At 45.3% G+C, this 24,573-nt stretch carries 25 protein-coding genes; 9 read left to right on the top strand and 16 right to left on the bottom strand.

The annotated features are described in order from the left end of the window. Positions 1 to 177 precede the first annotated feature (177 nt). From FQV26_RS09015 to FQV26_RS09005, 3 genes are read right to left on the bottom strand one after another with little or no spacing between them, the layout of a single operon-like run. Entirely contained in the window at positions 178 to 2,091 is a 1,914-nt protein-coding gene (locus FQV26_RS09015; RefSeq protein WP_146557156.1) for a PTS fructose transporter subunit IIABC, read from the bottom strand. Next, positions 2,088 to 3,020, bottom strand: a complete 933-nt coding sequence (pfkB, locus tag FQV26_RS09010) for a 1-phosphofructokinase (RefSeq protein ID WP_146557155.1) — start codon at positions 3,018 to 3,020, stop codon at positions 2,088 to 2,090. Before pfkB ends, FQV26_RS09015 begins: the two co-directional genes overlap by 4 nt. Continuing rightward, positions 3,017 to 3,769 carry a DeoR/GlpR family DNA-binding transcription regulator gene (locus FQV26_RS09005; protein WP_146557154.1) on the bottom strand — a complete coding sequence of 251 codons (753 nt, stop codon included), beginning with the start codon at positions 3,767 to 3,769 and terminating at the stop codon, positions 3,017 to 3,019. The genes pfkB and FQV26_RS09005 overlap by 4 nt, the downstream gene beginning before the upstream one ends. Positions 3,770 to 3,962: 193 nt before the next feature. Between FQV26_RS09005 and FQV26_RS09000 the strand changes: the two genes are divergently transcribed. Both FQV26_RS09000 and ptsP read left to right on the top strand, forming a co-directional pair. Beyond that, a complete protein-coding gene (locus FQV26_RS09000; protein WP_146557153.1) occupies positions 3,963 to 4,232 on the top strand; it encodes a phosphocarrier protein HPr in 270 nt (89 codons plus the stop codon). Beyond that, entirely contained in the window at positions 4,229 to 5,947 is a 1,719-nt protein-coding gene (gene ptsP, locus FQV26_RS08995; protein ID WP_146557152.1) for a phosphoenolpyruvate--protein phosphotransferase, read from the top strand. Before FQV26_RS09000 ends, ptsP begins: the two co-directional genes overlap by 4 nt. A 44-nt stretch (positions 5,948 to 5,991) precedes the next feature. Here the strand turns inward: ptsP and FQV26_RS08990 are convergent, their stop codons facing one another. The 6 genes from FQV26_RS08990 to FQV26_RS08970 form a co-directional block, all read right to left on the bottom strand. Beyond that, on the bottom strand, positions 5,992 to 6,711 hold the full coding sequence (locus FQV26_RS08990; protein WP_146557151.1) for a 3-ketoacyl-ACP reductase: 720 nt from the start codon (positions 6,709 to 6,711) through the stop codon (positions 5,992 to 5,994). A gap of 301 nt (positions 6,712 to 7,012) precedes the next feature. Further along, positions 7,013 to 7,183, bottom strand: a complete 171-nt coding sequence (locus tag FQV26_RS18755) for a hypothetical protein (protein WP_186759701.1) — start codon at positions 7,181 to 7,183, stop codon at positions 7,013 to 7,015. A gap of 146 nt (positions 7,184 to 7,329) precedes the next feature. Then, positions 7,330 to 8,271: an MBL fold metallo-hydrolase gene (locus tag FQV26_RS08985; RefSeq protein WP_146557150.1), complete on the bottom strand. Its 942-nt coding sequence runs from the start codon at positions 8,269 to 8,271 to the stop codon at positions 7,330 to 7,332. Positions 8,272 to 8,627: 356 nt separating this feature from the next. Beyond that, positions 8,628 to 8,753, bottom strand: coding sequence for a hypothetical protein (locus tag FQV26_RS19015; RefSeq protein ID WP_261384290.1), 126 nt, complete (start codon positions 8,751 to 8,753; stop codon positions 8,628 to 8,630). Positions 8,754 to 8,988: 235 nt separating this feature from the next. Continuing rightward, positions 8,989 to 10,509, bottom strand: a complete 1,521-nt coding sequence (gene murJ, locus FQV26_RS08975) for a murein biosynthesis integral membrane protein MurJ (protein WP_146557149.1) — start codon at positions 10,507 to 10,509, stop codon at positions 8,989 to 8,991. 56 nt (positions 10,510 to 10,565) lie between these two features. After that, positions 10,566 to 11,585 carry an ATP-grasp domain-containing protein gene (locus FQV26_RS08970; protein WP_146557148.1) on the bottom strand — a complete coding sequence of 340 codons (1,020 nt, stop codon included), beginning with the start codon at positions 11,583 to 11,585 and terminating at the stop codon, positions 10,566 to 10,568. Between the two features lie 254 nt (positions 11,586 to 11,839). On the opposite strand from FQV26_RS08970, the gene FQV26_RS08965 reads away from it, so the two are divergent. After that, the gene (locus FQV26_RS08965; RefSeq protein WP_397431016.1) at positions 11,840 to 12,682 is read left to right on the top strand and encodes an NAD(P)H-hydrate dehydratase; all 843 of its coding nucleotides are present in this window, start codon (positions 11,840 to 11,842) and stop codon (positions 12,680 to 12,682) included. A 59-nt stretch (positions 12,683 to 12,741) separates the two neighbouring features. Here FQV26_RS08965 and FQV26_RS08960 read toward each other — a convergent pair whose 3' ends face one another. After that, the gene (locus FQV26_RS08960; protein WP_146557146.1) at positions 12,742 to 13,206 is read right to left on the bottom strand and encodes a low molecular weight protein-tyrosine-phosphatase; all 465 of its coding nucleotides are present in this window, start codon (positions 13,204 to 13,206) and stop codon (positions 12,742 to 12,744) included. 203 nt (positions 13,207 to 13,409) lie between these two features. On the opposite strand from FQV26_RS08960, the gene FQV26_RS08955 reads away from it, so the two are divergent. After that, on the top strand, positions 13,410 to 13,832 hold the full coding sequence (locus FQV26_RS08955) for a YgaP-like transmembrane domain (RefSeq protein WP_146557145.1): 423 nt from the start codon (positions 13,410 to 13,412) through the stop codon (positions 13,830 to 13,832). 490 nt (positions 13,833 to 14,322) lie between these two features. Here the strand turns inward: FQV26_RS08955 and FQV26_RS08950 are convergent, their stop codons facing one another. The 5 genes from FQV26_RS08950 to FQV26_RS08935 form a co-directional block, all read right to left on the bottom strand. Beyond that, positions 14,323 to 15,753 (bottom strand): carbon starvation CstA family protein, encoded by a 1,431-nt coding sequence (locus tag FQV26_RS08950; protein WP_146557144.1) that lies wholly within the window; start codon positions 15,751 to 15,753, stop codon positions 14,323 to 14,325. 359 nt (positions 15,754 to 16,112) lie between these two features. Then, a complete protein-coding gene (locus FQV26_RS08945) occupies positions 16,113 to 16,310 on the bottom strand; it encodes a hypothetical protein (protein WP_146557143.1) in 198 nt (65 codons plus the stop codon). 16 nt (positions 16,311 to 16,326) lie between these two features. Next, on the bottom strand, positions 16,327 to 16,461 hold the full coding sequence (locus FQV26_RS19010; RefSeq protein WP_261384289.1) for a hypothetical protein: 135 nt from the start codon (positions 16,459 to 16,461) through the stop codon (positions 16,327 to 16,329). Between the two features lie 132 nt (positions 16,462 to 16,593). Beyond that, on the bottom strand, positions 16,594 to 16,797 hold the full coding sequence (locus FQV26_RS08940; RefSeq protein ID WP_146557142.1) for a hypothetical protein: 204 nt from the start codon (positions 16,795 to 16,797) through the stop codon (positions 16,594 to 16,596). A 228-nt stretch (positions 16,798 to 17,025) separates the two neighbouring features. Continuing rightward, on the bottom strand, positions 17,026 to 17,712 hold the full coding sequence (locus FQV26_RS08935) for a GDSL-type esterase/lipase family protein (protein ID WP_146557141.1): 687 nt from the start codon (positions 17,710 to 17,712) through the stop codon (positions 17,026 to 17,028). A 201-nt stretch (positions 17,713 to 17,913) separates the two neighbouring features. Here FQV26_RS08935 and FQV26_RS08930 point away from each other — a divergent pair, with 201 nt between their 5' ends. Together FQV26_RS08930 and FQV26_RS08925 are read left to right on the top strand one after the other, a co-directional pair. Further along, positions 17,914 to 18,906: a potassium channel family protein gene (locus tag FQV26_RS08930; protein WP_146557140.1), complete on the top strand. Its 993-nt coding sequence runs from the start codon at positions 17,914 to 17,916 to the stop codon at positions 18,904 to 18,906. 5 nt (positions 18,907 to 18,911) lie between these two features. Then, positions 18,912 to 19,622, top strand: a complete 711-nt coding sequence (locus tag FQV26_RS08925) for an NAD-dependent protein deacylase (RefSeq protein ID WP_146557139.1) — start codon at positions 18,912 to 18,914, stop codon at positions 19,620 to 19,622. Positions 19,623 to 20,121: 499 nt separating this feature from the next. Here the strand turns inward: FQV26_RS08925 and FQV26_RS08920 are convergent, their stop codons facing one another. Next, positions 20,122 to 20,694 (bottom strand): YdeI/OmpD-associated family protein, encoded by a 573-nt coding sequence (locus FQV26_RS08920; protein WP_146557138.1) that lies wholly within the window; start codon positions 20,692 to 20,694, stop codon positions 20,122 to 20,124. A gap of 196 nt (positions 20,695 to 20,890) precedes the next feature. On the opposite strand from FQV26_RS08920, the gene FQV26_RS08915 reads away from it, so the two are divergent. The 3 genes from FQV26_RS08915 (at position 20,891) to FQV26_RS08905 (ending at position 24,395) form a co-directional block, all read left to right on the top strand. After that, entirely contained in the window at positions 20,891 to 21,826 is a 936-nt protein-coding gene (locus tag FQV26_RS08915; RefSeq protein ID WP_146557137.1) for an acetamidase/formamidase family protein, read from the top strand. Positions 21,827 to 21,884: 58 nt separating this feature from the next. Continuing rightward, complete coding sequence (locus FQV26_RS08910) at positions 21,885 to 23,552, top strand: DUF2207 domain-containing protein (protein ID WP_146557136.1); 1,668 nt, start codon at positions 21,885 to 21,887, stop codon at positions 23,550 to 23,552. Between the two features lie 108 nt (positions 23,553 to 23,660). Beyond that, entirely contained in the window at positions 23,661 to 24,395 is a 735-nt protein-coding gene (locus FQV26_RS08905) for a YqcI/YcgG family protein (RefSeq protein ID WP_146557135.1), read from the top strand. Positions 24,396 to 24,573: the final 178 nt, after the last annotated feature.

The raw sequence follows: 24,573 nt of genomic DNA, 5'->3' as shown, positions 1-24,573 counted from the left end.
CTTCCCCTTCCAGTTTTCTTTTAATGCGGCTCCGAAATTATCGGTTCAATGTGTATTAATCAATACCCATTTTTCTTTAAAATCATACGCAAATTCCCTTGTTTAAGGGATATTTTTATCTAGTTAAGGAAAGAAAAAAACCGCTCCAGGATTGGTACATCCTAGAGCGGTTGTAAATTATGCAGCTACTTTCACTTTATTTTTCAATGAACCTGCGACGAGCGCAGTTACGACTGCTCCTGCCAAAATTGCCAGTACGTACATTAAGATGCTGGCAACGCCTCCGTCAACAAGTCCGATGACAAAGACACCGCCGTGAGGTGCACGAAGTCCGATGTCAAACAGCATCACCAATGCACCGGTAACTGCAGCTCCTGCAACGGATGCCGGAATGACGCGTGCAGGATCGGCTGCAGCAAACGGGATAACGCCTTCGGTAATAAAGCAAGCTCCGAGCACATAAGCCGTCTTGCCGGCTTCACGTTCGGGTTTGGTGAATTTATTTTTGAACAAGGTAGTTGCAATGGCCATACCAAGTGGTGGAACCATTCCAGCCGCCATGACAGTTGCCATGAAATTGAAGTTTTGTGCATCCAGCATTGCGATGCCGAATGTATAAGCGGCTTTGTTGATCGGACCGCCCATATCAATGGCCATCATACCGCCAAGCAGCAATCCTACGAGCACCAAGTTCGTCCCGCCAAGACTTTCAAGGAAAGCGGAAATGCCTGTATAGACTTTAGTCAACTGTGGATTAACGAGCATCATAATGATCCCAGTGATGGCAATGGCAAAGACCGGATAGAACAATACCGGCTTCAAGCCTTCGAGGGAATTCGGCAATCGGGAAAATGCTTTTTTGACCAGCAATGTTACATAACCTGCAAGGAAACCGGCAATCAAACCGCCAAGGAATCCAGAACCGCCGCTTGCTTCTTCAACACCGGTTACTGTAATTGCGATCAAGCCGCCAATCATACCCGGTGCAAATCCAGGGCGGTCAGCAATACTCATCGCGATAAATCCGGCAAGTACAGGGACCATTAAGAAGAAAGCATTGCCACCGCCGATGGTGCTTAGCATGGCAGCAAATTCATTATATTCAGGACTGTCCGGATTCGCGGCATTGATGCCCCAGAAAAAGGAGATGGCAATCAAGATACCGCCGCCGACAACAAATGGCAGCATGTTTGATACCCCGTTCATCAAATGCTTGTAGAAACCGCCTTTGGTCTCCCCGGTATCTGCTTCGTCTTTAGATTTATCGTGTTTGTATGTCGGCGCATCGCCTGTTACAGCACGTTCCAACAAATTATCCGTTTCATAAATCGCTTTGCCGACCGCTGTCTGGATGACCGGTTTTCCGTCAAAGCGGCTCATTTCCACTTTCGTATCAGCTGCAACAATAATCGCATCCGCTCCGGCGATGTCTTCAGCCGTCAAGCGATTTTTAACGCCGCTTGAGCCGTTGGTTTCCACTTTTAAGGCGATGCCGCGCTCTTTGGCCCGTTCATTCAATTTTTCAGCTGCCATGTATGTGTGCGCAATGCCCGTCGGACACGCAGTGACCGCTAGTATTTTCTTTTGAGTACTGTCGACGGGAATGTTTTCAGCTGCCGCTTCCGGTTCTTCCAATGACGCTTCTTTAGCAGAAATCACTTGCAGCACTTCTTCTTTCGACTGGGCGGCAAGGATGTTCGTGCGGAACTTGTCATCCATCAGGAAAGTTGCGAGGCGCGACAACGCTTCAAGATGATCGTCATTGGCCCCTTCACTTGCGGCGATCATGAAGAACAGGTGGGCGGGCTGGCCATCAAGTGATTCATAATCGAGACCGTCGAGTGATCGGCCAAAAGCGATAGCTGGCGATTTGACCGCTGCCGATTTTGCATGCGGAATGGCGATGCCGTCTCCGATGCCTGTAGTGCTTTGACTTTCACGTTCTAAAATAGCTTCAGTGAATGCGCGTTTGTTTGACAATTTGCCGGCGCGGTCGAGCTGGGAAGCAAGTTCTTCCAGGACTTGCTGTTTCGTTGCGGCGGATAAATTTAAGATAATTGTTTCTTCTGTTAAAAGCTGTGTGATTTTCATGTGGTCACATCCTTTTCTTCATATGGGTAAAGCTCTACTTGGTCAAGCAGCTTATCGACATCTTCCTTGCGGCATAAATCCGATTGGAATGCGGTAGCACTTCCGCTGGCGACTCCATAGCGGAAAGCCTTTATAGGATCTTGATCGGCTGAAAACGAAGCGATGAATCCAGATACCAGCGAATCTCCCGAACCGACCGTGTTGACGACGGTTCCGCGAGGCGCTTTGGCAGACATTTCAAGGTCTTTGGTCACCAAGAGCGCCCCGTCGCCTCCCATGGAAACGACCACGTGTTCAGTGCCTCGTTCAACCAATTTTCTGGCATACTGAAAGGCTTCCGGGATATTGCTGATTTCCACACCGAACAATTCACCCAATTCCTGTTGATTGGGTTTGATCAGAAATACCGGAGCTGCTGTTAAGCTTTCCAGTGCCGGACCGGAAGTATCCAGGACAAACCGGACCTTGTTTTCCTGGCAGATGTTTGCAAGCTCCTGAAAATATTCCGCCTCAATGGAACCCGGCAGGCTGCCGGCTAGCACAAACCAGTCACCTTCATTCATAGCTTGCACTTTTCGGGTCAAAGCTTCCAGCTGAACTTGGTTCAGTTCCGGACCCGGACCATTCAACTCTGTTTCCTCAGCTGATTTGATCTTGACGTTAATGCGGGTGATTTCTTCCGTTTCAATAAAATCGGTGTCGACGCCTTCCTTTTTCAAAAACTGTTCGATGTATTGACCGGTAAAGCCACCGGCATAGCCGAGCGCTTGATTTGTGACGCCGAGCCGCTTAAGGACACGCGAAACGTTGATGCCTTTTCCCCCGGGGTAGTAATAGACTTCTTCAGAGCGGTTCAGTTTCCCGCTCTCAAATTCGGGTACATATACTGTGTAATCAATGGAAGGTGTTAGCGTACAGGTGTATATCATGGTGTCACAACCTTTACTATTGTCTTTTTTTCAAGCCCAGCATTGGCTTCTTTGGAAATTTCATCTACAATTAAAGTGGCGCGATCCAAATCCATAATTTTAGCGAAACTGATTTTATTGGTTTTGGAATGATCAGCGAGCGCAAATGTTTTTCGTGCTAAGGAACTGGCCAGCTGCTTGACTGCTGCTTCCTCAGGATCCGGTGTCGTATAGCCGTATTCCGGATGGAAGCCGTTGATGCCCAGGAAACAGATATCGAACCGGTAGTTCTGCAGCGCCTGTATCGTATGGGAACCGACAAAGGCGCCGGTCCGCGGCTTCATCAAACCACCTGTTAAATAGGTGGTGATGCCTTGTTCATTGAGGGCTTCAACAAGCGTCAGTCCATTGGTTACAACCACCAGATCTTTGTCTTTTAAAAATGGAATCAGTTGAAAGGTCGTGGTACCTGCATCCAGGAAAACACTGTCTCCCTGCTGGACGAGCGTAGAAGCAAATTCCGCAATCCGGATTTTTTCTTTCAAATACTGCGTGGATTTATCCGTAATGCTCGGTTCCATCAAATTTCGGCCCGGTAAAATAGCGCCACCGAAAACACGTTCCAGCTTATGGGCCTGTTCAAGCTCGGTCAAATCCCTTCGGATTGTTGATTCCGATGCACCGGTGGACTCTACCAGCTCCTGTATTTTAACTGTCTGTTTGCCTTCCAACAGCCGTAAAATATAGGCATGCCGTTCGTTGGTCAACAAGTTCTCACCTTCTTTTTAATAGAGTAAAAGTTCTGTTAAATAGATAATACTTGAAATCGCTTCCACAATCAATCATAATCATTCATAAGCAATCAAAAAACGCCATTTTTTTATTTTATTCGCCTACAAACCGTCATATTCGGTCAGTGAATACATAAAATGGCTGCACCCACATTAAAGGAGGAAATCAATCATGGTCGAAAAACAATTTACAATTACAGATGAAGCAGGTATGCACGCACGTCCCGCATCCGCATTAGTAGGAGCGGTATCAAAATTCAAATCAGATATCACAATCGAGCACAACGGCAAAAAAGTAAACTTGAAATCAATTTTAGGCGTTATGTCTTTAGGCGTGCCTAGCGGTTCAGTAGTTACAATCGCAGCCGATGGAGAAGATGAAAACGAAGCCATCGAAAAAGCGGCAGATGTAATGCAGACAGAAGGGATTTCAACCCAATGACACAAACAATGTCCGGAATAGCAGCTTCCAATGGAATTGCGATTGCTAAAGCTTTTCGCTTGGAAAATCCGGAATTGAATGTTGATAAACGGACAATTTCGGATGCAGGCAGTGAACTAGAGCGATTAAATTCCGCTTTGGAGAAATCCATCAGTGAACTGGAAGCCATCCAGAAAAAAACAGCCGAGCAAATCAGTGAAAAGGAAGCGGCGATTTTCGGCGCACACCTGCTGGTTTTGAGCGACCCCGAATTGGTCGGGCCTATTACAGAGAAGATCAACACAGAAAACGTCAATGCGGAGTTTGCTCTGCAGGAAACGACAGATATGTTCATCTCGATGTTCGAGGCAATGGACAACGAATACATGAAAGAACGTGCAGCGGATATCCGTGACGTCAGAAAACGGGTCTTGGCCCACCTTTTGGGCGTCACGATCCAAAGCCCAAGCATGATTTCAGACGAAGTCATCATCATCGCAGAAGATTTGACGCCTTCCGACACTGTTCAGTTGGACGCTCAGTTTGTCAAAGGCTTCATCACAGACATTGGTGGACGTACCTCCCACTCTGCGATTCTTGCACGTACGCTTGAAATCCCGGCAGTAGTAGGTGCCAAAACAGCGATGGCTGACATCCAAAACGGCATAATCGTCATTGTGGATGGTTTGGACGGAACGATTCTCATCGATCCGGACGACAGCGCCATCGAAGAATACAAACAAAAACAAACGGCATACGATCAGCAAAAAGCGGAATGGGCCGTCCTGAAAAACGAAGCATCCGTTTCCGCTGATGGACATGCTGTTGAAATCGGCGCTAACATCGGAACGCCCAAAGACATTGCAGGCGTTGTTGACAATGGTGGCGAAGCGATCGGCTTGTACCGCACAGAGTTCCTTTACATGGGACGCGACCAGTTCCCGACAGAAGATGAGCAAGTCGAAGCTTACGCCGCTGTCTTAAAAGGCATGCAAGGCAAACCGACTGTCGTTCGTACTTTGGACATCGGTGGAGACAAAGAGTTGTCTTACTTGGATTTGCCGAAAGAACTGAACCCATTCCTAGGCTTGCGCGCTATCCGCCTATGCCTGGAGATGCCGGACATGTTCAGAACGCAGCTGCGTGCGCTATTGCGTGCCAGCGTCCACGGCAACTTGAAGATCATGTTCCCGATGATTGCGACACTCGACGAATTCCGCCAGGCAAAAGCCCTGCTGCTGGAAGAAAAAGCGAAGCTGCAGTCTGAAGGCGTTGAAGTCAGCGATTCGATTGAAGTGGGCATCATGGTCGAGATTCCATCAACAGCTGTTATGGCAGATACATTTGCTAAAGAAGTTGACTTCTTCTCGATCGGCACCAATGACCTGATCCAATACACGATGGCTGCAGACCGCATGAACGAAAGCGTTTCGTATTTGTATCAGCCATTCAATCCAGCTATTTTGCGCATGGTGAAAATGGTCATCGATGCCTCTCATCGTGAAGGCAAATGGACCGGCATGTGTGGAGAAATGGCAGGAGACGAAATCGCCATCCCGATTCTTCTTGGCCTTGGCCTTGATGAGTTCTCCATGAGCGCTTCATCAATTCTGAAAGCACGCTCACAGATCAGCAAGCTTTCTAAAGCTGAGATGGCAGATCATACGGACCGCATCCTGGCACTTAGCAATTCACAGGAAGTTGAAGACTACGTTAAGAACCTAGTAAATAAATAAAAAACGAGCCGAGGGAATCATTCCCCGGCTCGTTTTTCTATGATTTAAAAAGGATTCGTTGCCCACTGGCTGGAAGTCGGAATAAAGATGCGCGGATGCAATTTCAGCTGCGCCACCATGTATTCCGCCAAATCTTCCGGCTGCATGAATTTTTCTTTTTCCTGATCCGTTTCGCCTTCTTTGGACGTCATATCCGTTACGACACGGCTGGGGGTCAAAGCAAAGACCCGTATGTTCTGTTTGCGGACTTCCTGCGAAAGCGCTTCAGTCATGCCGAGCACACCGAATTTCGAAGCGCTGTAGGCACTTGAACCGGCAGTTCCCCGCAGTCCGGAACTGGAAGAGATGTTGATGATGTCTCCCCCGTTCTTTTCAATCATCTGTGGCAGCACAGTCCTGGTGACATAATACATGCCCATCAAATTGATATCGATGACCCGCTTCCATTCCTGCGGATCCAGTTCCAAAAACGGCCCATATTTTCCGATCCCCGCATTGTTGATCAGGATATCGGCGGGACCGAGTTCAGCTGTCAATTTTTTGACTGCCGCTTCCACCTGCTCCAAATCGGATACATCCGCCACTGCATAAGCGGCACGTCCGCGAAGCGACTTGATTTCTGCTGTGAGTTTCACTAAATCTTCTTCTGTACGTGCAATCAGCCCAACATTCACCCCTTCATTGGCCAATGCCAGCGCTGTGGCGCGTCCGATCCCTTTTCCCGCTCCTGTAATAAAAGCCGTTTTCTCTGTTAATAATTGCATAACTCGTAACTCCACCTCTCATTAGTCTGTTCCGATTATATGCCGTCCGTTTAATTGGCGGACAGAATAAAGAATTTGTAAACTATATACTTTTTCCTTTACCCTAATGAGGCGGATTAATAAACAGCCCACGTGGAAATACATGGTTAAAATTAAATATTCAAATGAATAACCTAACTATTCATTCTCTTGGAAGTGTTACAAAATTATTCATATCAACATTTCCAAAAAATTCATATATATTCATAAAAAATCCATCCTTATTCCCAGACTATTTTAAATCGATTTAATGAATAACCAATTATTCATCTTTAGACTCGTCATCTTTTCCAGTACTGGCCGTTTCTTCATATTGTTCTTTTTGCCGGTCTTGCTGCTCTTCGGCTTCCAAATCCGGCAGCTGCTGTTCAGGTGTGCCGGTGTATTGTTCTTTTTCCGCTTCATCTTTATTCTTTTTATCATTTTGTCCCATTTGATCTTCACTCCTTTTGACTGTTGGTATACTTTAGAATACCCGCTCCTGAGTTCTTTAATCCAGTTCTTACGATTGTACTGATTTAGCGGTGGCTCCATTTACACGCATAAAAAAACCTGTGCAGGAGCACAGGTTTCTTGCGGCTATTGTTTAGATAAAGTATCTAAAATTCCCATGGCACTGACTTGCATGTCCAGCCGGATATACGGATAGACTTCATGATCGTCCGGCACGTTGCGGGTCCTTAGATCGGTTTGAACCCGGTTGAATAAGCGCTCTGCCAATTGAGCTGCATTTAGTTGAGAAGATAGCGCTGCCTGGCCTTCTTCAACAAATACCCGCAACCACTCTTCAGATTGCCGCAATGCTTGTTCGGGTCTGTCGGTTTTACCGAAATGACCATAATAGATTGCATCAAGTTCAGCTAAAGACATCCGTTCGATGGCGTTGTGCATTGCTCGAGGATTGAATTGGTTGGGCGATGTGGAAGGCAAATACAGATCAATGCCTTCTCTCACCAGCTGCTCATATCGGATACCAACCGTATCTCCAGCGAAAACTCCGTTGCTGACGGGATCGTAAATGCTGAAATGATGATTGGCATGTCCCGGGGTATCCCAAAATTCAAGCAGGCAGGATGGCCCGATTTTCAAGTGATCCCCTTCGTTTTTTATCAGCAGGCGCTCTTCCGGAATTGCTAGAATCGGAGCGAACAGCTCATCAAATTGTTCCCCGTAGACCATTTTTGCTCCCGCTATTAGACGGCTCGGGTCTGACAGGTGCCTGGCGCCTTTCGGATGGACCACTACTGTAGCGTTTGGGCAATCTTGAAGCAAAAGGCCAGCACCGCCAGAATGATCCAAGTGGACATGGGTGACGATTATGTATTTAACGTCTTCCAGGCTATGGCCTAAAGCTGCCAGTCCCTTTTTGACATGTTTGACTGATGGGCTGGGGCCGGTATCCACTAGCGTCAGTTCCTCTTCTTCAATAACATAAGTGCCCGTCCGTTCGGTCAGCCCCAAATCAAATCCATCAATCAAGTGCATTCGTTCATTTAAGCGAATTGGTTGACTAGCTTCCACACATTCCATCCCCTTTAGTATAGTTCGCTTTAGGCTTTGAGAAATCAATTTAAGCCGAATAACGAGTGTAAACCTAGTTTACCACTTGCTGGAGCTGCATATGAATTCAAACGCATCCAAGTGATACCCTGCTATATTCGGTCGTCAAGAACTTGCTATTGCACCTACATCTGAAAAGATACTTTAAAGAATGGTCTCTACTCATTTTTTTTCTGCAATTGCAACTGTTCAAACAAGCACTACTGGTTAAGAGAAAAGAGCAGTAGAATCTCTCCTGCTCTTTTCTCTTATATAAACTGTGTTTTTTTATTTAACGATTATGTTCGCTTCTCATTCTTTATATATTATAAGTCCTTTCAGTAAAGTTTATGTTCGGATAATAAGCATTTTTTTACGAGCAGGTTTGGTCCTAGGCATTTGACTGAGGCGAAATGACAAGAAATAGAGCGTGCCAAAAGACGGCTGAGCCACTTGTCTAACATAGCGGGCTATGAATCGGTCTGGATATTGCCTATCAGGGCCTCGAAAAAGTGCACACGGGTTCGGGAATGTGGCATTGGCACATAATCTCCTGAAAGTAGCGGGTATCTGCCAGCTACTTTCAGGAATATTTTCCACAAATCAAAAAAACAGACGAAGAAAAGGAATTCTTTTTCTTCGTCTGTTTTATTTTAGGGGCTTAAGGGACAGCCCCAAATGTGCGAGGGTTTTTCCACTCTAACGTTTCAGGATTTTCCTGCGCAAACCAGCGATCAATTCATCTGCATCTTTAATCTTCATAAAGGAAACCAGCACAAAATAAATCACAGCTGCAAAAACAATTGCGCTTATCAAGGACAGGTTCAACCCTGCAAATGAAAGCAGAAATTCATAAAGTAACTTTGCGGTCCCTCCCATGATCAATGACGCCAAACTGATTTTCAAAAAAGGCAAAGAAATGTTCTTCATATCCAACGGACCGATTTTTTTGCGCAGACTGTAGTACAGCAGCACGGTGCCGAAAATGGCAGCTATGCTGGTGGCTAATGCCAAGCCTCCAATGCCCAGGTATTTTGACAAAATAAAGTTTAATATAATATTCAAAATCATTGCCAGTGCGGCGTTGATCATCGGTGTCCGTGTATCCTGCATCGAATAGAAAGCCCGTGATAATACTTCCCGCAGCCCATAGCCGATCATGCCGATCGAATAAAAGAAAAAAGCAGCGGCAGTCATGGTGATGGCCTGCTCATCAAAAGCACCTCGGCCAAACAACAATGCAACGATTGGTTCCGCAAAAAACAATGAGCCCACTGTCGCCGGGATAACCAAAAGATTGATGCCGGTAATTGACTGCCCCAAGGCTTTTTTCAACCCGTCCATATTGCCTTTTGAAGCCATTTTCGATATCAGCGGATACATAACCGTCGAAATTGATACGACGAACACCCCTTGTACAAACAAATTCAGTGTATTGGCGTAATTCAATGCAGAAATGCCGCCAATGGAAATCTGAGACGCCAAAGTCCGATCTACCAATTTATTGATTTGATTGACTGATGAACCGATGATCACCGGAATGGCGAGAAATACCATATTTTTGATATGCTCATCTTTTAATTTGAAAATGAACTGATAGCGGAATCCTTTCCGGTGAGCAAAATATATCAGAATCAGAAACTGGACGATGATCGCCACAACATTTCCGATTGCCAGCATCAGCACAAAATCATACCGGTCGCTGAGAATAATTGAAATGATCAACACGATATTGAGCGGCAATCCGATCAAAGTAGGAACCACATAGTATTTTTTCATGTTCAGATAAGCGCTTAAAATACGGATCGTCATCGTAAAGTAAATGCCGACGATGCTAATTCGTGTAAATGTGACGGCTAAATCAAGAATATCGCCAGTAAAACCGCTGGCAAATAGCCGTACCAGTATTTCCGTAAAAATCAAACCGAGGATAACCACGACTGTTGCAAAAACGAGGAGTATATTCAACAAGTTATTGGTATAAGCCTTGCTCTGACGTTCTCCTTCTTTCTCCTCAATGCGGCTGTACATCGGAATATAGCCAGTGGAAATGCCGGTTGCAACAAACCCGAAAATGACCGTAGGAATGGTCAGTGAAATCAAATAAGCATCACTGACTCCGGAAGCGCCGTAAAAGTAGGATAAAGTAATATCCCGAAAGAACCCGATGAATTTAGAGAAAATCGTTAAAATCATGATAAGTAAAACTGCTTTTTTCATAGGAACCCCAATTCGACCGTTTATTGTTTATTTGAAAGCTTTAAGGATGCAGCAATTTAATCTTCGTGGACAAAAAACTGATCCCGGAAACGAATCATCCGGGTATTCCATCTTGGTTGCACTTCAATATATTCTTGAAGCATATTGTATTGCAGGTACAGATAAGGGAAATTCACACCGGCTCCAAGACTCATCACCTGGCTTCCACAGAACCGTGCATTGACATCAGTCAATTTGTAGCCATCGCTTGTTTTAAAGAATTGCAGGTTTAAAAACCCATTGTCTGCCAGAATTTCTGTTATGCGTGTGGCTCCTTCGATCAACTCTTCGTTATAGACCACTTTTCCATCCAGCACAATGCCGCTTGAAACACCCGTCCGTTCCCGTGGAACAGCAGTTACCACTTTTCCATTATGGATCAGTACATCGACACTGTATTCCTTGCCAGCCAGATACTCCATGGCAATCCTGCGATCGTTCGAATCCAAGTCGCAATAATCGTCCACATTGACATATTTGTTTTTGCCGGCCTTCAAAGCAGCCAGGTAATTTTTCCGATTGGTGACAACGGAGAACCCCATTGACCCGTAGCCCGTCACTTCTTTTACCACCACATATGGTTCATCAGGAAAAGATTCATTCAATACGTTATGTATGTTTTGTGTTCCGGTAAATCCGACATATTTTGGTATGTATTGAGATAATTGATGCTCAGATAAAAATTCATAGACTTTCTCTTTATCGCTGAGAACCTCAAAATGGTTGCTTTCCGGCAATGCGACAAGAACATCCAGTTCTTCACGAAATTTATGGAACAACTCAATTTCCTCATGCAATGAAGGAAATACGACATCAATCTTTTCTTCTTCGATAATCTTCGCTATGGCTTGTTTATACAATTTTTCATCAGTAAACCTGGGAATTTGGTAGGTTTTATCACAAAATTGATTGCCTGATGTTAATCTGCGACGGTCAGCGCCGACGGCAAAGACATTGTCTTTTTCCAGAAATCCACGCAGCAGCCCTTGAGCTGTCGGTCCTCCTATTCCGGTTACCAGTACATTGATCTTCTTCATCCTGCATCTCCCTCATTTAAAAATTCATTTATTGCTCTTTTCTACAAGAAGCGACATAAATTCATGTTATCAGAATTCATGGTATATTTGGTGATATTTTTGCAATCTGACCGGAAATTGCGTAACTTTAAGATGGACGCAATGCAGCAGAATAATTGCTATACGGCGATGCATCTAAATGAAATCCCGGCAATCGTAAAGACTGTTCAGGAATCATGTTGCAGATGACTGCAGAAGGAGGATGAAGAATGGATATGGCTGGAGATACTCCAGGCTTTTGGACAGAAAATCATATAAAAGCGACACTTTCTCAACGAGCTGCAGACAGCCATAAAGGAAGTTACGGGACTGCTTTACTGATAGCCGGCACCAAAGAGATGCCTGGTGCCGCTTTGCTTGCCGGACTTGGTGCTATGAGAGGCGGAGTAGGCAAGCTGGTCATCGCGACTGAGCCTGAAGCCATGGCGATGATGGTGCCCCGCTTGCCGGAAGCGACTTACTTATTAGACGGGCGGAGCCGAATTGCAGACAAAAAAATACAGCTCGACGACTACCGAGCTGCTGCAATTGGACCTGGAACTGAACCGGACGCAGTAACAGAAAATGCTGTCCTTAGCCTGCTTGACAGTCCTCTCCCCGTTATTTTGGATGCTGGCGCTTTAAGTAAGCGCGCCTATCCCACTCGGCAGGCTCCTGTCATCTTGACGCCGCATCCTGCTGAATTTTCCCGAATTACTGGCGTAGAAGTGGAGGAGCTGCAGAAAAACAGAGCTTACTTCGCCCAGCTGTGGGCACAAAAATTAGGTGTTGCGATCGTCCTAAAAGGCCAAACAACCGTTGTGGCGTTTCAAGACGGCGAGGTCTGGAGAAATCCAACTGGCAACAGTGCGCTTGCCAAAGGCGGAACCGGCGACACCTTAACCGGCATGATGCTGGGCATGCTATGCTGCCATTCTGACTGGAGGCATGCAGTTCTAAATGCAGTTCATCTCCACGGTGCCTGCGCAGATGAATGGACAAAACACCGCTCGCCCCACACCTTATTGGCGCATGAATTGACAGATCTGCTGCCGGAGGTCTGGGCAAGATTTGAATAGCATAGTTAAAGAACAGGCCGGAATGTTATTTCCGGCCTGTTCTTCTTTAACAGCCTGCTTTACAAGGAGTTCTCTTTCTTGATTTTTTTGAGCAAAGCCTTACAGCCCTCATCAACCAATGCATACGTTTCCTGAAAATCGCCCGTGTAATAAGGGTCTGGTACATCCTTGGCATGTTCAGTAAGATCCAAAAACCGGAGAATTTTCGAATGGTCCGGCTGGCCCAGCATCGAGCGGATGTCCCTGATATTGGCTTGGTCCATGCCGATGATGTAATCGAATTCTTCAAAATCATCCCGGTGGAGCTGTCGGCCTTTTAATCCTTTCGCAGAAACTCCTCTGTCTTCAAGGATTTCCAGTGTTCCAGGATGGGGATTTCTACCGACATGCCAATTTCCGGTTCCTGCAGAATCCACTTTAACTTTTTGGGATAAGCCTTCTTCATTTAGCCGCTCACGCAAAATCGCTTCCGCCATGGGGGAACGGCATATATTACCGAGGCAGACAAATAATACGCGGATCATGTGCATCACTCCTGTTTTTCTGTTCTGTGTATAGCAACTCGAATTCTATGAATCGTATGCGGCCATTATATCACCGATAAAACTTTCTAAGCAGCATTAACCCCGTATCACGGCTTACTGGAAATCTTTTTATGAAGACAAAAGGTTTAGTAGACCTTTAATGCGGAATACAAAGGAAAAAGGCTGAAAGCGAGGAACCATCTATGACTGCACAAATCGACGCACTGCCATCAACGCAGACCAAGGTCAATAAAGCTACACCTGATCACATCAATCAAAAAATCGAGCGTGAAACCGAAGCACGCATCAACACCTTCAAGCGCCAAGAGCCTGAAGCGGTTAAGAAACGCATTTCAGAACTGGAGCGTGAATGGGATACAGAACGTGTTCTGGAAGTAAATATGGCATCACTTGCACTGGTTTCTACTATACTGGCACTTTCAGTCGATCGGAAATGGGCTTTCTTAAGCGGAGCTGTCAGTGTTTTCATGCTTCAGCATGCGCTTCAAGGTTGGTGTCCACCGCTGTCTTTAATCCGCCGCAAGGGCGTCCGGACAATGAATGAAATTGACTTGGAAAAACAGGCATTGCAGAACCTGCTGAAGGACGAACATTATCCAATTTAATCGACAAACAACAAAAACGGCTTGTCCCGAATTTCACAAGGGGCAAGCCGTTTTTATGGACCGAAGATCAAATTTTAAAATGTCTTTTACCGGTTGGTTTTGGGCGTACTAGTTTTTCTTTAAATATAATCCACAGCAAATAAATGATGCCGATGATACTGACTGAAAACAGAATGACTTGGTATGAAGCCAGACTATTATACGCCATGATTTCTGCATATCGCATGCAGTTCATCAATAAAATCAATATCGGCAACCATAACCAATTATTAGAAATTGACTCTTCCTCCCTTTTTTAAGAGTGACCGGCTTTTTCTGCGAAAGCTTCTAATCATCTCAATTTCTTATTTTATCAAAAAAACAGGATAAATAAAGAGTTTTTTATTTCAGTCAATTCCCGGAATGGTTTTATTGTGCAAACTTCCATAAAAAAGCTGCGCTTCCCTTATCAGTTGTTTCTGATAAGGGAAGCGCAGCTTGACCAAGCGTTTTATTCGACTGCGGCAACAGTCTGCACATCTTCTTTCCGGTTTTTCCTCGCCTTGATGTAGAACATGACAATGATTATGGCGGTGAGCACCAGGCCAATAAGAAACGACAAACTCAAATCCAAATTAAAACCGATTTTCTGATTGAGTATATAGACAAAAACCATATAGGTGATGAAGATGGCCGGAGCAAGCGATACCCAGTAATTTTTCCCCTGGATATAGAGATACATGGTGGCGATCCATAAAGCGATCGCTGCGGTCGCTTGGTTAGCCCAGGAAAAATAACGCCACAATAGATTAAAGTCGATTTGCGTCAGAACGGCAGAAATAATAAATAAAGGAATCGCGATGACAAGCCGCTTCATCAGTTTGGTTTGATCCATTTTAATGTAATCCGCAATAATAGAGCGTGCCGCACGGAATGCCGTATCACCCGAAGTGATTGGCAGCACGATAGCACCGAGAACCGCGATCGTCCCTCCTACTGCTCCAAGCAATGTCATCGAGACTTCGTTGACGACCGCTGACGGGGTACCTGAGTTAATCAACCCACTTAATGTTTGGCCATCGAAAATGCTCATAGCTGCAGCAGCCCAAATCATCGCAATGATAGCTTCTGCAATCATCATGCCGTAAAAGATATAGCGGCCCTGTGATTCTTTTTCGACGGTCCGTGATATGATCGGCGATTGGGTGGCGTGGAAACCGGAAAGTGCTCCACACGTGATCGTGAAGAACAAGATCGGGAAGATCGGCAAATCGCCCGGATGCATATTCGTGAAGTTCAATTCCGGTATTTTGTATTCGGAGAACAAAAGTGCAATACCGACACCCAATGTTCCGATTAGCAATACAGCCCCAAAGTAAGGATAGAACCGGCCAATGATCTTATCAATCGGCAATATCGTCGATAGGAAATAATAGAAGAAGATGATAACAATGATAATGCCAACCGCCAGCTTGCCATCCATTAAGATCGACAGCAGTGATGCCGGCGTGGTCACAAACACGGTTCCGACCAATAATAGCAGCAATAAAGCGAATAGATTGACGATATGCCTGGAAGCGGCACCAAGGAACTTCCCGGCAAGCTCCGGAATGTGCGCGCCTTTATTTCGGATAGAAATCATGCCGGTCAGGTAATCGTGGACTGCTCCAGCGAAAATCGATCCGATGACGATCCATAAAAATGCAACAGGACCATAAAGCGCTCCCATGATCGGACCAAAAATCGGTCCCGTTCCAGCGATATTCAATAATTGAATCAACGCATTTTTATGTTTGTTCATTGGTACAAAATCCACACCGTCTTCGTTTGCATAAGCCGGTGTTTTTCTCGCTTCAACAGGATCAAACAATTTCTCAATGAATTTGCCGTATGTAAAATAAGCCACTAACAAAATAACGATGGAAATCAAAAATGTGAACATTGGACACCCCTATTCGTTTATGAGAACGCTTTCTTAATATAGCGAAAAAAAGATTATAATCAATCCTGATTTTCGGAATTCTTTAATTCCCCCTCTATCTCTTCCTTGACAGTATAGGTTTTACAGATTCATACAATCGAAAGACATAATTAGCAATTAGAAACATTCTTTATATTATTATTTTAATTTCCAATAGTCAATCTTTTTTTGGCAAATATAAGAAAGGATTGAATCTGATGCGATTGGCCATCAATAAATTCCATTAAAGCAATCAAAAAACACCTTCCGGCTATCAGAAGGTGTTAGCTTATTGTTTCAAAAATTCTACGATTCCTTCTATCAGCCCAATCATTTGCAGCCTAAAGCCGTTCAGCATCTTGAATTGGCACTTGCAAATCGGTAGTTCCGCCCGCGATAAAGATCGGTATCTCAAGTTTGCTTAGTTCTTCTACTGGATTATATGCCAGCCAGGAAATTAAATAAGGCTGAACCGATGGCCGGAAAATGCTGGCCAGATCCGGACTTACTTCTTCTACGGCTTGCCCCCAATTGGGCAATTATTTTTTTGACTTTTCAAGCAAGGATGCCGGCAGCTGCACCGCTAATTGCGCCATCATGACTTCGTCTGCCGGCCTGTCGACTTCCTGTCAGCATCAGTAGAATCGGAAACGGCCCTTTGCCATCAGTTTTCAGAATTAAAGCATTCATTGCCCCTCCTGTTACATCTATTGTGGTTGGATGCCCTATTCCTCCTTTTCCAAGGCTTTGTTTAATTCAAAAGGAAAAGACGGCCCTTGTTGAGTAAAGCAACCGATTACTTTACCTTGCTCAAGCACACCGTCAAAAATAAGCTGTTGATTTTGAATGCTCATTTTCAAAATGAAGGGACGGATCCCCAAAGTTAATGGATGAAAGCGGAAAATCCCTGATTCCTTGAACCGGTATGGAATTGGCTCCTTCTTGCCCTTGGAATTTAACAGTAATCGGCAAATTCTGATTAGGAACCTCTATAGTCCCTTCCCAATTGCCAGTAATTTTAGGCATCTGTTCAACCCCTTCCAAATTTTCTTTCTATTTTCCGCAGCTTTGTAAAAAGAGTAAAAACATCACCATAAGCACATACTAAACAATGGATTTTTCAACAGTTTCCTCCTTGCTTTTAAAAGGTTAACTGCCTTTATTGTCTTTACTATTCAGTTATCCATCAAACTTTTTAATAATAAAAAAGCACAGGAATTTATCCTTGTGCTTTTTATCCATTCTATGAAAACATTATTTCTTTTCAGCATGAATGGCAAATCCGGTAGTTGATAATGTATTGATCAACAATTCATGCATAAGTTTATAGCCCTCATCATTGGGATGAATGGAATCCAGCCAAATGGATGGATTTTTCCCCATGGCGTTTGTTTTGGATACAATTACGCCTTTTTCACCAATTGCTGTATTCCACAGACGAAATAGCAGGTTGGTGAAGCCAAAATACTGTTCTTCTTTTTTCATCGAATTGTATAAATTGTTCTGGACGATGATGACATCGGCGTTAGCACTGCGAAGCAGCGAATAGATTTCCAGCAGGTTTTGTCGGTAAGTCCGTTTCAGGATAGCGAATTGACGGATCAAGCCCGTTGCCCCGCCGTCACGGAACCCACGCAGCAAATCGTTGCCCCCGATATTTAACAGGACCAGATCAGCTTTTACGAGCGGCTGGTTCCAGGAGCCTGTCCGCATTTTCTGTACCAGGCCGCTGCTCGTCAATCCATTAATGCCGAGATTCGTGATGCGGCTTGAGGGAAAGGTTTCTTTCAGATAATTGGCGATGCCGCCTTTGGTACCATAGCCATATGCCACGGAATCACCTAAAATAACAATGTTTTCTATAGTTAGTGTTGTTTTGGTTTTTTTTGAAGCGAGAAAAGGTGCTCTTTCAAAAAGGGCACCGGATCGAAACTTGATCAATCTGCTGCACGTCCCTTCTTGCTGATTTTCTCTTTTATTTTAACACATTTCCGCTCTTTACCTATTGTGCGAGACTTTGCTGAAAATAGATTTTTTTACATTTGGCTATGCAGGCATTATCATTAAAATCAAAGCAAATTTTTGAAATCTGTCACAATCTCTTGAAAGGAGTGTTTTTTTCTGGATTCTCTTTATTTAGCGATGGGCATTATTTTGATCGTCTTGTGCATCGTCGACTTTACTTGGACCACTTTGTGGATAGACGGTGGAGCCGGCCCAGTTACTGACCGCCTGTCTTCTGTCGTTTGGAAAATCTTTAGAAAACTTTCAGGCGGCCACTCAAAGCCTCTAAGTTTGGCTGGACCCATTGTTTTAAGTGCGACACTAGCTGCCTGGATCGGCATGCTGTGGGTTGGCTGGACCTTAGTATTCGCAGGTTTGGAAGGATCGATTTCCCCTTCTCAAGGCAATGACCCGATTTCCTGGTTCGACCGCATTTATTATGCAGGGTATTTGATCTTTACTCTGGGGAATGGTGATTTTAGCCCCAGTGAAGGTATTTGGCAAATCGCCTCCGTTGTTGCAACTGGGACCGGCATGTTATTCATCACTTTCGGCGTCACTTACTTGATTTCGATTTTAAGTGCGGTTACAGCAAAGCGTTCTTTTGCTGCCAGCATTCATGGAGTTGGGGAAACTGCGGAAGAGCTTGCCGAAAACACTTGGAACGGCAGGGATTTTCACGACATCGACTTGCTGTTGAATACCTATTCGACACAGTTGAGCACGCTCACAGCACAGCATATCGCTTATCCCGTGTTGCATTATTACCACTCTGCAAGCAATGAAACGGCTATGCCTTCAGCGGTCGTGATACTGGACGAGGCGCTGAGTATCATGAAATTTGCTGTACCTTCTGCTCACCACCCAAACCGCCTATTGCTTAAAGAAGCCCGCTCCAGTGTACAGAGTTACTTGAATACACTTAATAAATCTTTCTACAAACCATCAGAAACCGTTCCTTCTGTACCTGATTTTCCGTATCTTCATGAGGCAGGAATCCCGCTGGTCCCCGAAAAAGAGTATACAAAAGCATTTGCAGAGCTTGAAGAACGCAGAAGAGAACTATTGGGCGGCATAGAAGCAGATGCCCGGTCGTGGCCGGAACGCCCAAAGATTTTTGGCAAGGAGTGAATCGAATGATTAAAGACTGGCTGGAAAAATCAACGCATGTAGTTGTGTTCACCGGTGCCGGCATGTCAACGGAAAGCGGCTTGCCTGATTTCCGCTCTGCCAATCAAGGTCTTTGGCAGCAAAAAGATCCGAGCCAGGTAGCCAGTGTTCAGGCGCTGAATACCAATGTCGATGAATTTATCGACTTTTACCGGAAACGTGTGCTTGGCATTAAGGAATATGGACCTCACCGGGGACATCGTATTTTAGCCGAATGGGAAAAGAAAGGTCGCCTGCATTCCATCATCACTCAAAACGTGGATGGCTTTCATCAGCAGGCAGGCAGCCAAAAAGTCGCTGAACTTCATGGCACCTTGCAAAAGGTCCACTGCCAATCATGCGGCACCTTCTATAGCAGTGAAGAGTTTCTTGAAGGTTCGTATCGCTGCCAATGCGGCGGCACACTTCGTCCTTCCATCGTATTGTTCGGTGAAATGCTGCCGGAACAGCCTTTTGAAATGGCATTTGATGAAGCGAGTCGAGCCGACTTATTTATCGTCCTCGGCTCATCATTATCCGTCTCCCCGGCCAACCAATTCCCGCTCATCGCTAAAGAACATGGTGCAAAGTTGGTGATTGTCAATCAGGAAGCTACACCGCTAGATGGTTATGCCGATGTAGTCATCAACAATCGTCAGATCGGTGATGTTCTGGAAGAGTGGCATCGTTTAGAATAAATGTAAAACATCAGCCGCGGCTGGTTGGAGCTTGTAGACAAAAGAATAATCACTTCTCCGAGAGAATAAAAATACAGGCATCATAGGCTAGGTAGCGCATCCTTCGCTCCAGACGGACGCTTTCCGCGGGCTCGCGCCGAACTAACTCGGACTGGCGCCCGAGTGGATTTCGGCACTTCGCTGTCCCGCTGGAGTCGCCGTCTTGCGCTCCGGATTCTGAAAAGCTAGGATCTCTCGTGTCCTGCTCCATCGTTTTCTGTAGGGGGGCAGTTTTTAAAACCAGTTCCCTCTACAAGAAAGCTGCCCAATCGGACTGGCCACGAAGACTCCTGTTGGAAGCAGCACAGCGACGAAGCTAGCGCGGCGATGCAGGAGCAGGGGTTTTTCCAGTGCCGAGAGCCCACGTCAAGCGAAGTAGCCAGACCGGTTGGATTATGTCTTTTATTCATTTTGATATAACTTTGTCTTCAGTCTGACACCAGTTGCGGCTGGTGTTTTTTTATTTGTAATTGAGCAATCGACCATTGTCATTCCACTGGCCGTACATCTTATTTTCTCTTGTATGATCAATAAATTTTGACAGCCTTTTATTGAAAATAATAGGATCGTTGCGGTAACTTTGAATGGTATCGATTCTTATTCTTCTGTAGAGCTCAGGGAAGTTCAAATAGTTCTCATACACCAGCTTATCTTCTTTCAGGCGGGTCTCAATCTCTTTATCGATAGCAAAAGACTCAATCTGCATGTCCGGCAGGATTTTCAATCCCCCCTCTTTCATCAACCCCAATGCCTGCAGCCTTCTTACTCTTTCTTTGTTCAATTCTGTCCAGTTGCTTGTTTTTTTTCTTGGCGAAAGGCGTTGAACGAGGTCTCCGGCTTCAGTTTTCTTCATAATGCCATCAATCCATCCAAAACATAAAGCTTCTTCAACGGCATCCAAATATTGAACGACGCCCGGTTTTTCTAAGATACTGACAAGCACCCAACAGCATTTTTCAGCAGTGGAATTGCTTTCGAGCCAGTCTCTTAATTCTTGCCTGGTTTTTGCATCGAGTAAATTTTCAATCTCCATGGTGTGTGTCTCCTTTCTGGCTTGAACTAGTAGATTTGATAAGGGACTATCTGATTTATTTATTATAAAGGAAACTTCAGTTGTTGCTTCTTCTGTTGTCTTACCTTGGAATAAGATTCTTTTATGTCTGTAGGCCAAGTTAATTGTTATAATTAGCTGAATAAACAAAATCCGTTTTATCGAAAGGGGCATTTCAGTGATTCATACCATTGCACTTGATTCGAGTGTTCTCCACTCATCTTACAATCGGAGCTACAAGCCTATTTTAACCGTCAATTCAGGAGATACTATTCAATTGAAGACGCTAGACATCCAATGGGGCTATTCTGCATCCCCACAGGAAGAGCGGACAATTTTCACCTCACGCGAACAGGAAGAAAAGCTGGCTCATCCAATTATAGGTCCGATTGCGGTCTCCGGAGCCAAACCGGGCATGGTGCTTGAAGTGCGCACTAATAAGTTGGTTCCCGGTTGGTACGGGCGCAATTGGGCGGGCGGCGCCCCCGCTTGGCAAAACGATAAACTAGGAATTACGGAAAGTGATCGGCTGCAAGTGGATTGGAAGCTGGATGCAGCAAGAATGACAGGGAGTTGTGAACTTGGAGGAAAGGAATTTAAAGTAGGGCTGTCTCCTTTTCTTGGGTTGATGGCTGTAGCACCAAAAGAAGAAGGAAGCTTCCCGACTAAGCCGCCAGGCTATTTTGGAGGCAATATTGACTGCAAGGAATTGGTTCGCGGCAGCAGCCTGTTTCTTCCCATTTCTGTAGAGGGTGCACTTTTTTCCTTAGGAGATGGCCATGCAGTCCAAGGTGATGGGGAAAGTTCCGGTACAGCAATCGAGTGTCCGATGGATCTTGTTGATATTACATTGATTGTACATGAAGACATGCAGTTAACTATGCCGCGTGCGCATACCCCTGCAGGATGGATCACCTTCGGATTTGATCAAGACTTGAACGAAGCGGCAGCCGGAGCACTAGCTGAGATGATTGCCTTCATGCAGAAATTTTATGGCATATCCCGAACTGAAGCAACGGCCTTATCGAGTGTAGCTGTTGATCTGCATGTCACTCAAGTCGTTAATGGCGTCAAAGGCGTACATGCGATTTTGCCTCACGGCGTACTTCGCTGAGCAGTCTTTCTGAAACTTTCCGTGGACTTTCCCGTAAATATGGAAAGAGGTGATGGAAATGCACAAGAAGAAATCGATAACAGTTTTATTGATGCTGCTGGTTTTTGTCTTGTTCCCCCTTCACGCATTGGCTGTCGACTATACCATTTCAGAAGTGACAATTGATGCGCAGGTGAATGCAGATGGCACAGTGGATGTTGTGGAACATCATACGTACGAGTTTGATGGAGAATTCAATGGCATTACGCGGGAAATCGTTGCTAAAGAAGGAACCTCGATTCAAAGTTTCAGCGGCTTAGAAAACGGCAAGGAATTGAAAACCGAACGCGATGGTGATGTGTACAAAGTGTTCCGTCAAGGTGAAGACGAGACCATAACAATTGAATTGCGCTATCAAATCCAAAGTGCTATCCAAAAGTATGAAGATGGAGCTGAATTTTACTGGCCATTTTTTGATGACCGCAATGAAAGTGCTTATGAACAGATGACGGTTACAGTCCTCCCACCCGCTCCGTCGGAAGATACGGCATTTCTTGGATATGAAGAAGCTTATCAAACAGGCAGTCTGCAAGATGAAGGCTCAGTCCGCTTTGACATGAACACCGTTCCGGAAGGCTCCAATGGAGACGTTCGCGTTATATTTGACCCAGCTTTATTTCCAGCCATTCCCGAACAGGATGGGATGATTCGGAAAGAGCTGGCAAAAGAAGCAGAACGTCTTGAGGACGAAGCGATAATTTTTGCAGCAAGACAGGGTACGGGTGCCGCCATCGGCAATGGACTGATTCCCGCTGCAGGTGCTTTCTTGCTTGCCTTAACCGCTTGGGCTTGGAACCGGGCACGCAAAACTAAGCAGCAGGCACAACCGGCTAACGGTGACTTCTTTGTTCCCAAGCAAAAAATGAGCATCCCAGCCACTCTGTATTTTACTAAATCTGCTATATTGACACCGCCAGTTACAGCGGCAGCCTTAATGGAATTGGTGCGGAAGAAAAATGTTGAACAGCTATTGGAAGAACAGTTCCGGCTGCTCGACCGCCATACTGAACACGATCATGAAGCAAGGTTGATCGAACTGCTTTTCGATAAGATCGGGGACGGGGAGCACTTTATGACTCAGGATTTAGAGAGCTATACGAAAAACGAACTGAACCACTCTTCCTACAATGACTCCATAGCCGCCTGGCAGCAAGGCGTCGCTGAAGAAGTAAAACAGCAGGATTTATACGGCAAGCATCCTGTGCTGCGCTGGACCACCGGTTTGATCGGTCTGGCATTGTTTGCAGCAACCATCTTTTTTGGCATTTTTAACTTGTTGCCCTTGATGTTCTTCTCCCTCATCATCGGTATTTGCTTTGTCGCTTTTTGTTTCTACTCGCCAATCACTTTTGAGGGACATGTCATACGGCAAGAATGGAAACAGCTGCGCATCGCCATGGAGAACTTGGACGCGTCGGAATGGAACCGATTGACTCAAGACGAGAAGATGCGCGCCTATGCCTATGTGCTGGGGACGGATGAAAAATCAGCAAACCGGAACACACAAAGCTTTACTAATGCCTATAGCCAGTCGGCATTCGCGGATATGGGCGTATTTTACAATCCGGTCTTATTGACAGGCATTTTCATTGCTGCCAATTCTACAACCAGTGCTTCAGCCAGTGGAACAGGCTCTATGCCGGCTGGCGGTGTTGGCGGCGGCGGTGGCGGCTCTGGTGCTTTTTAAAGGTTTTATCAAAACGGCTGAGAAAATTCTCAGCCGTTTTTGTTTTGTCTTCCATATCTTAGGGAAGAGAAAGAAGACCTAATTTTTTGGCATATGGAGGAACATTACATGATAACAACCAACTCAGCTTTATTGACGAAAGAAGATTTCAAAACGCGGACGGATTTGCCGGAATGGCTGCTGGCCGAATACAAGACTTTTCATGAAACTGTAACCGATAAGACTTTTCCTTGTTATTTTGGCATGAGCGGTGAGTTGAAAGGCGAACTGCGCTATGCTTACATCACACAAGAAGACTGGAGCAATTTGCCTGCAGCTGTGGAATCGTTCCTTACTCTGTTTAACGACCCGAAACATAAAAGGCACGGATTGTTTTTATTTGTAGAACCTTTCAAAGAGGAAGGCTCGCTTGATACATACCGGAAACAGTTCTGGGACATTCTTCAATACTTGCATGATGAAGATGAAATGGAATGGCCGAAAGATGCTCCGAGGGATCCCGATCATTACTTATGGGATTTCACCTTCCAAGGCGAACCCATCTTCATATTCGGCAATACACCGGCTTATAAGCAGCGGAAAACACGTGACCTTGGCAACGCCATGGTTCTCGGTTTCCAGCCTCGCCGTATTTTCGAAGGATTAAAAGGAACTGAAAAAGGCGGTGTCATGTCGCGTGAAAAGGTGCGTCAACGTGTGGAATCTTGGGACCACCTTCCCACACATCCGGATATCAGCCACTTTGGCGATCCGGACCATAACGAATGGAAACAATTCTTCATCGGAGATGACAGTGAACCGATTCAGGGCAAATGCCCATTTACGCATAAAGAAATGAAATGACGGCAGACTCTGCTTAGGCTATAGAATCAACGGCTGAAACAATTGCTGATATGTCCGTACCGCTTAATAAATAACGGAAAAAAGCAGCGCAGGCACGAATGCCAGCACTGCTTTTTCATTGCGGTTTAATGATGTTAAGGGTTAGGGTAAGGCTATAAGGACAGGAATAAAAGGAATT

Origin of the sequence: Planococcus sp. CPCC 101016, assembly GCF_007859295.1 — a bacterium.
Classification (GTDB): Bacteria; Bacillota; Bacilli; order Bacillales_A; family Planococcaceae; genus Planococcus.
The sequence above is the reverse complement of the archived record's forward strand: the minus strand, read 5'-3'. Positions and strand labels throughout refer to the sequence as shown.

Bases quoted from the DNA above. Each gene is read 5' to 3' on its own strand.
- FQV26_RS09015 (WP_146557156.1), bottom strand. From the start codon at position 2,091: ATGAAAATCACACAGCTTTTAACAGAAGAAACAATTATCTTAAATTTA.
- pfkB (WP_146557155.1), bottom strand. From the start codon at position 3,020: ATGATATACACCTGTACGCTAACACCTTCCATTGATTACACAGTATAT.
- FQV26_RS09000 (WP_146557153.1), top strand. From the start codon at position 3,963: ATGGTCGAAAAACAATTTACAATTACAGATGAAGCAGGTATGCACGCA.
- ptsP (WP_146557152.1), top strand. From the start codon at position 4,229: ATGACACAAACAATGTCCGGAATAGCAGCTTCCAATGGAATTGCGATT.
- FQV26_RS08990 (WP_146557151.1), bottom strand. From the start codon at position 6,711: ATGCAATTATTAACAGAGAAAACGGCTTTTATTACAGGAGCGGGAAAA.
- FQV26_RS18755 (WP_186759701.1), bottom strand. From the start codon at position 7,183: ATGGGACAAAATGATAAAAAGAATAAAGATGAAGCGGAAAAAGAACAA.
- FQV26_RS19015 (WP_261384290.1), bottom strand. From the start codon at position 8,753: ATGTTAGACAAGTGGCTCAGCCGTCTTTTGGCACGCTCTATTTCTTGT.
- murJ (WP_146557149.1), bottom strand. From the start codon at position 10,509: ATGAAAAAAGCAGTTTTACTTATCATGATTTTAACGATTTTCTCTAAA.
- FQV26_RS08970 (WP_146557148.1), bottom strand. From the start codon at position 11,585: ATGAAGAAGATCAATGTACTGGTAACCGGAATAGGAGGACCGACAGCT.
- FQV26_RS08965 (WP_397431016.1), top strand. From the start codon at position 11,840: ATGGCTGGAGATACTCCAGGCTTTTGGACAGAAAATCATATAAAAGCG.
- FQV26_RS08960 (WP_146557146.1), bottom strand. From the start codon at position 13,206: ATGATCCGCGTATTATTTGTCTGCCTCGGTAATATATGCCGTTCCCCC.
- FQV26_RS08955 (WP_146557145.1), top strand. From the start codon at position 13,410: ATGACTGCACAAATCGACGCACTGCCATCAACGCAGACCAAGGTCAAT.
- FQV26_RS08950 (WP_146557144.1), bottom strand. From the start codon at position 15,753: ATGTTCACATTTTTGATTTCCATCGTTATTTTGTTAGTGGCTTATTTT.
- FQV26_RS19010 (WP_261384289.1), bottom strand. From the start codon at position 16,461: ATGAATGCTTTAATTCTGAAAACTGATGGCAAAGGGCCGTTTCCGATT.
- FQV26_RS08940 (WP_146557142.1), bottom strand. From the start codon at position 16,797: ATGCCTAAAATTACTGGCAATTGGGAAGGGACTATAGAGGTTCCTAAT.
- FQV26_RS08930 (WP_146557140.1), top strand. From the start codon at position 17,914: ATGGGCATTATTTTGATCGTCTTGTGCATCGTCGACTTTACTTGGACC.
- FQV26_RS08925 (WP_146557139.1), top strand. From the start codon at position 18,912: ATGATTAAAGACTGGCTGGAAAAATCAACGCATGTAGTTGTGTTCACC.
- FQV26_RS08920 (WP_146557138.1), bottom strand. From the start codon at position 20,694: ATGGAGATTGAAAATTTACTCGATGCAAAAACCAGGCAAGAATTAAGA.
- FQV26_RS08910 (WP_146557136.1), top strand. From the start codon at position 21,885: ATGCACAAGAAGAAATCGATAACAGTTTTATTGATGCTGCTGGTTTTT.
- FQV26_RS08905 (WP_146557135.1), top strand. From the start codon at position 23,661: ATGATAACAACCAACTCAGCTTTATTGACGAAAGAAGATTTCAAAACG.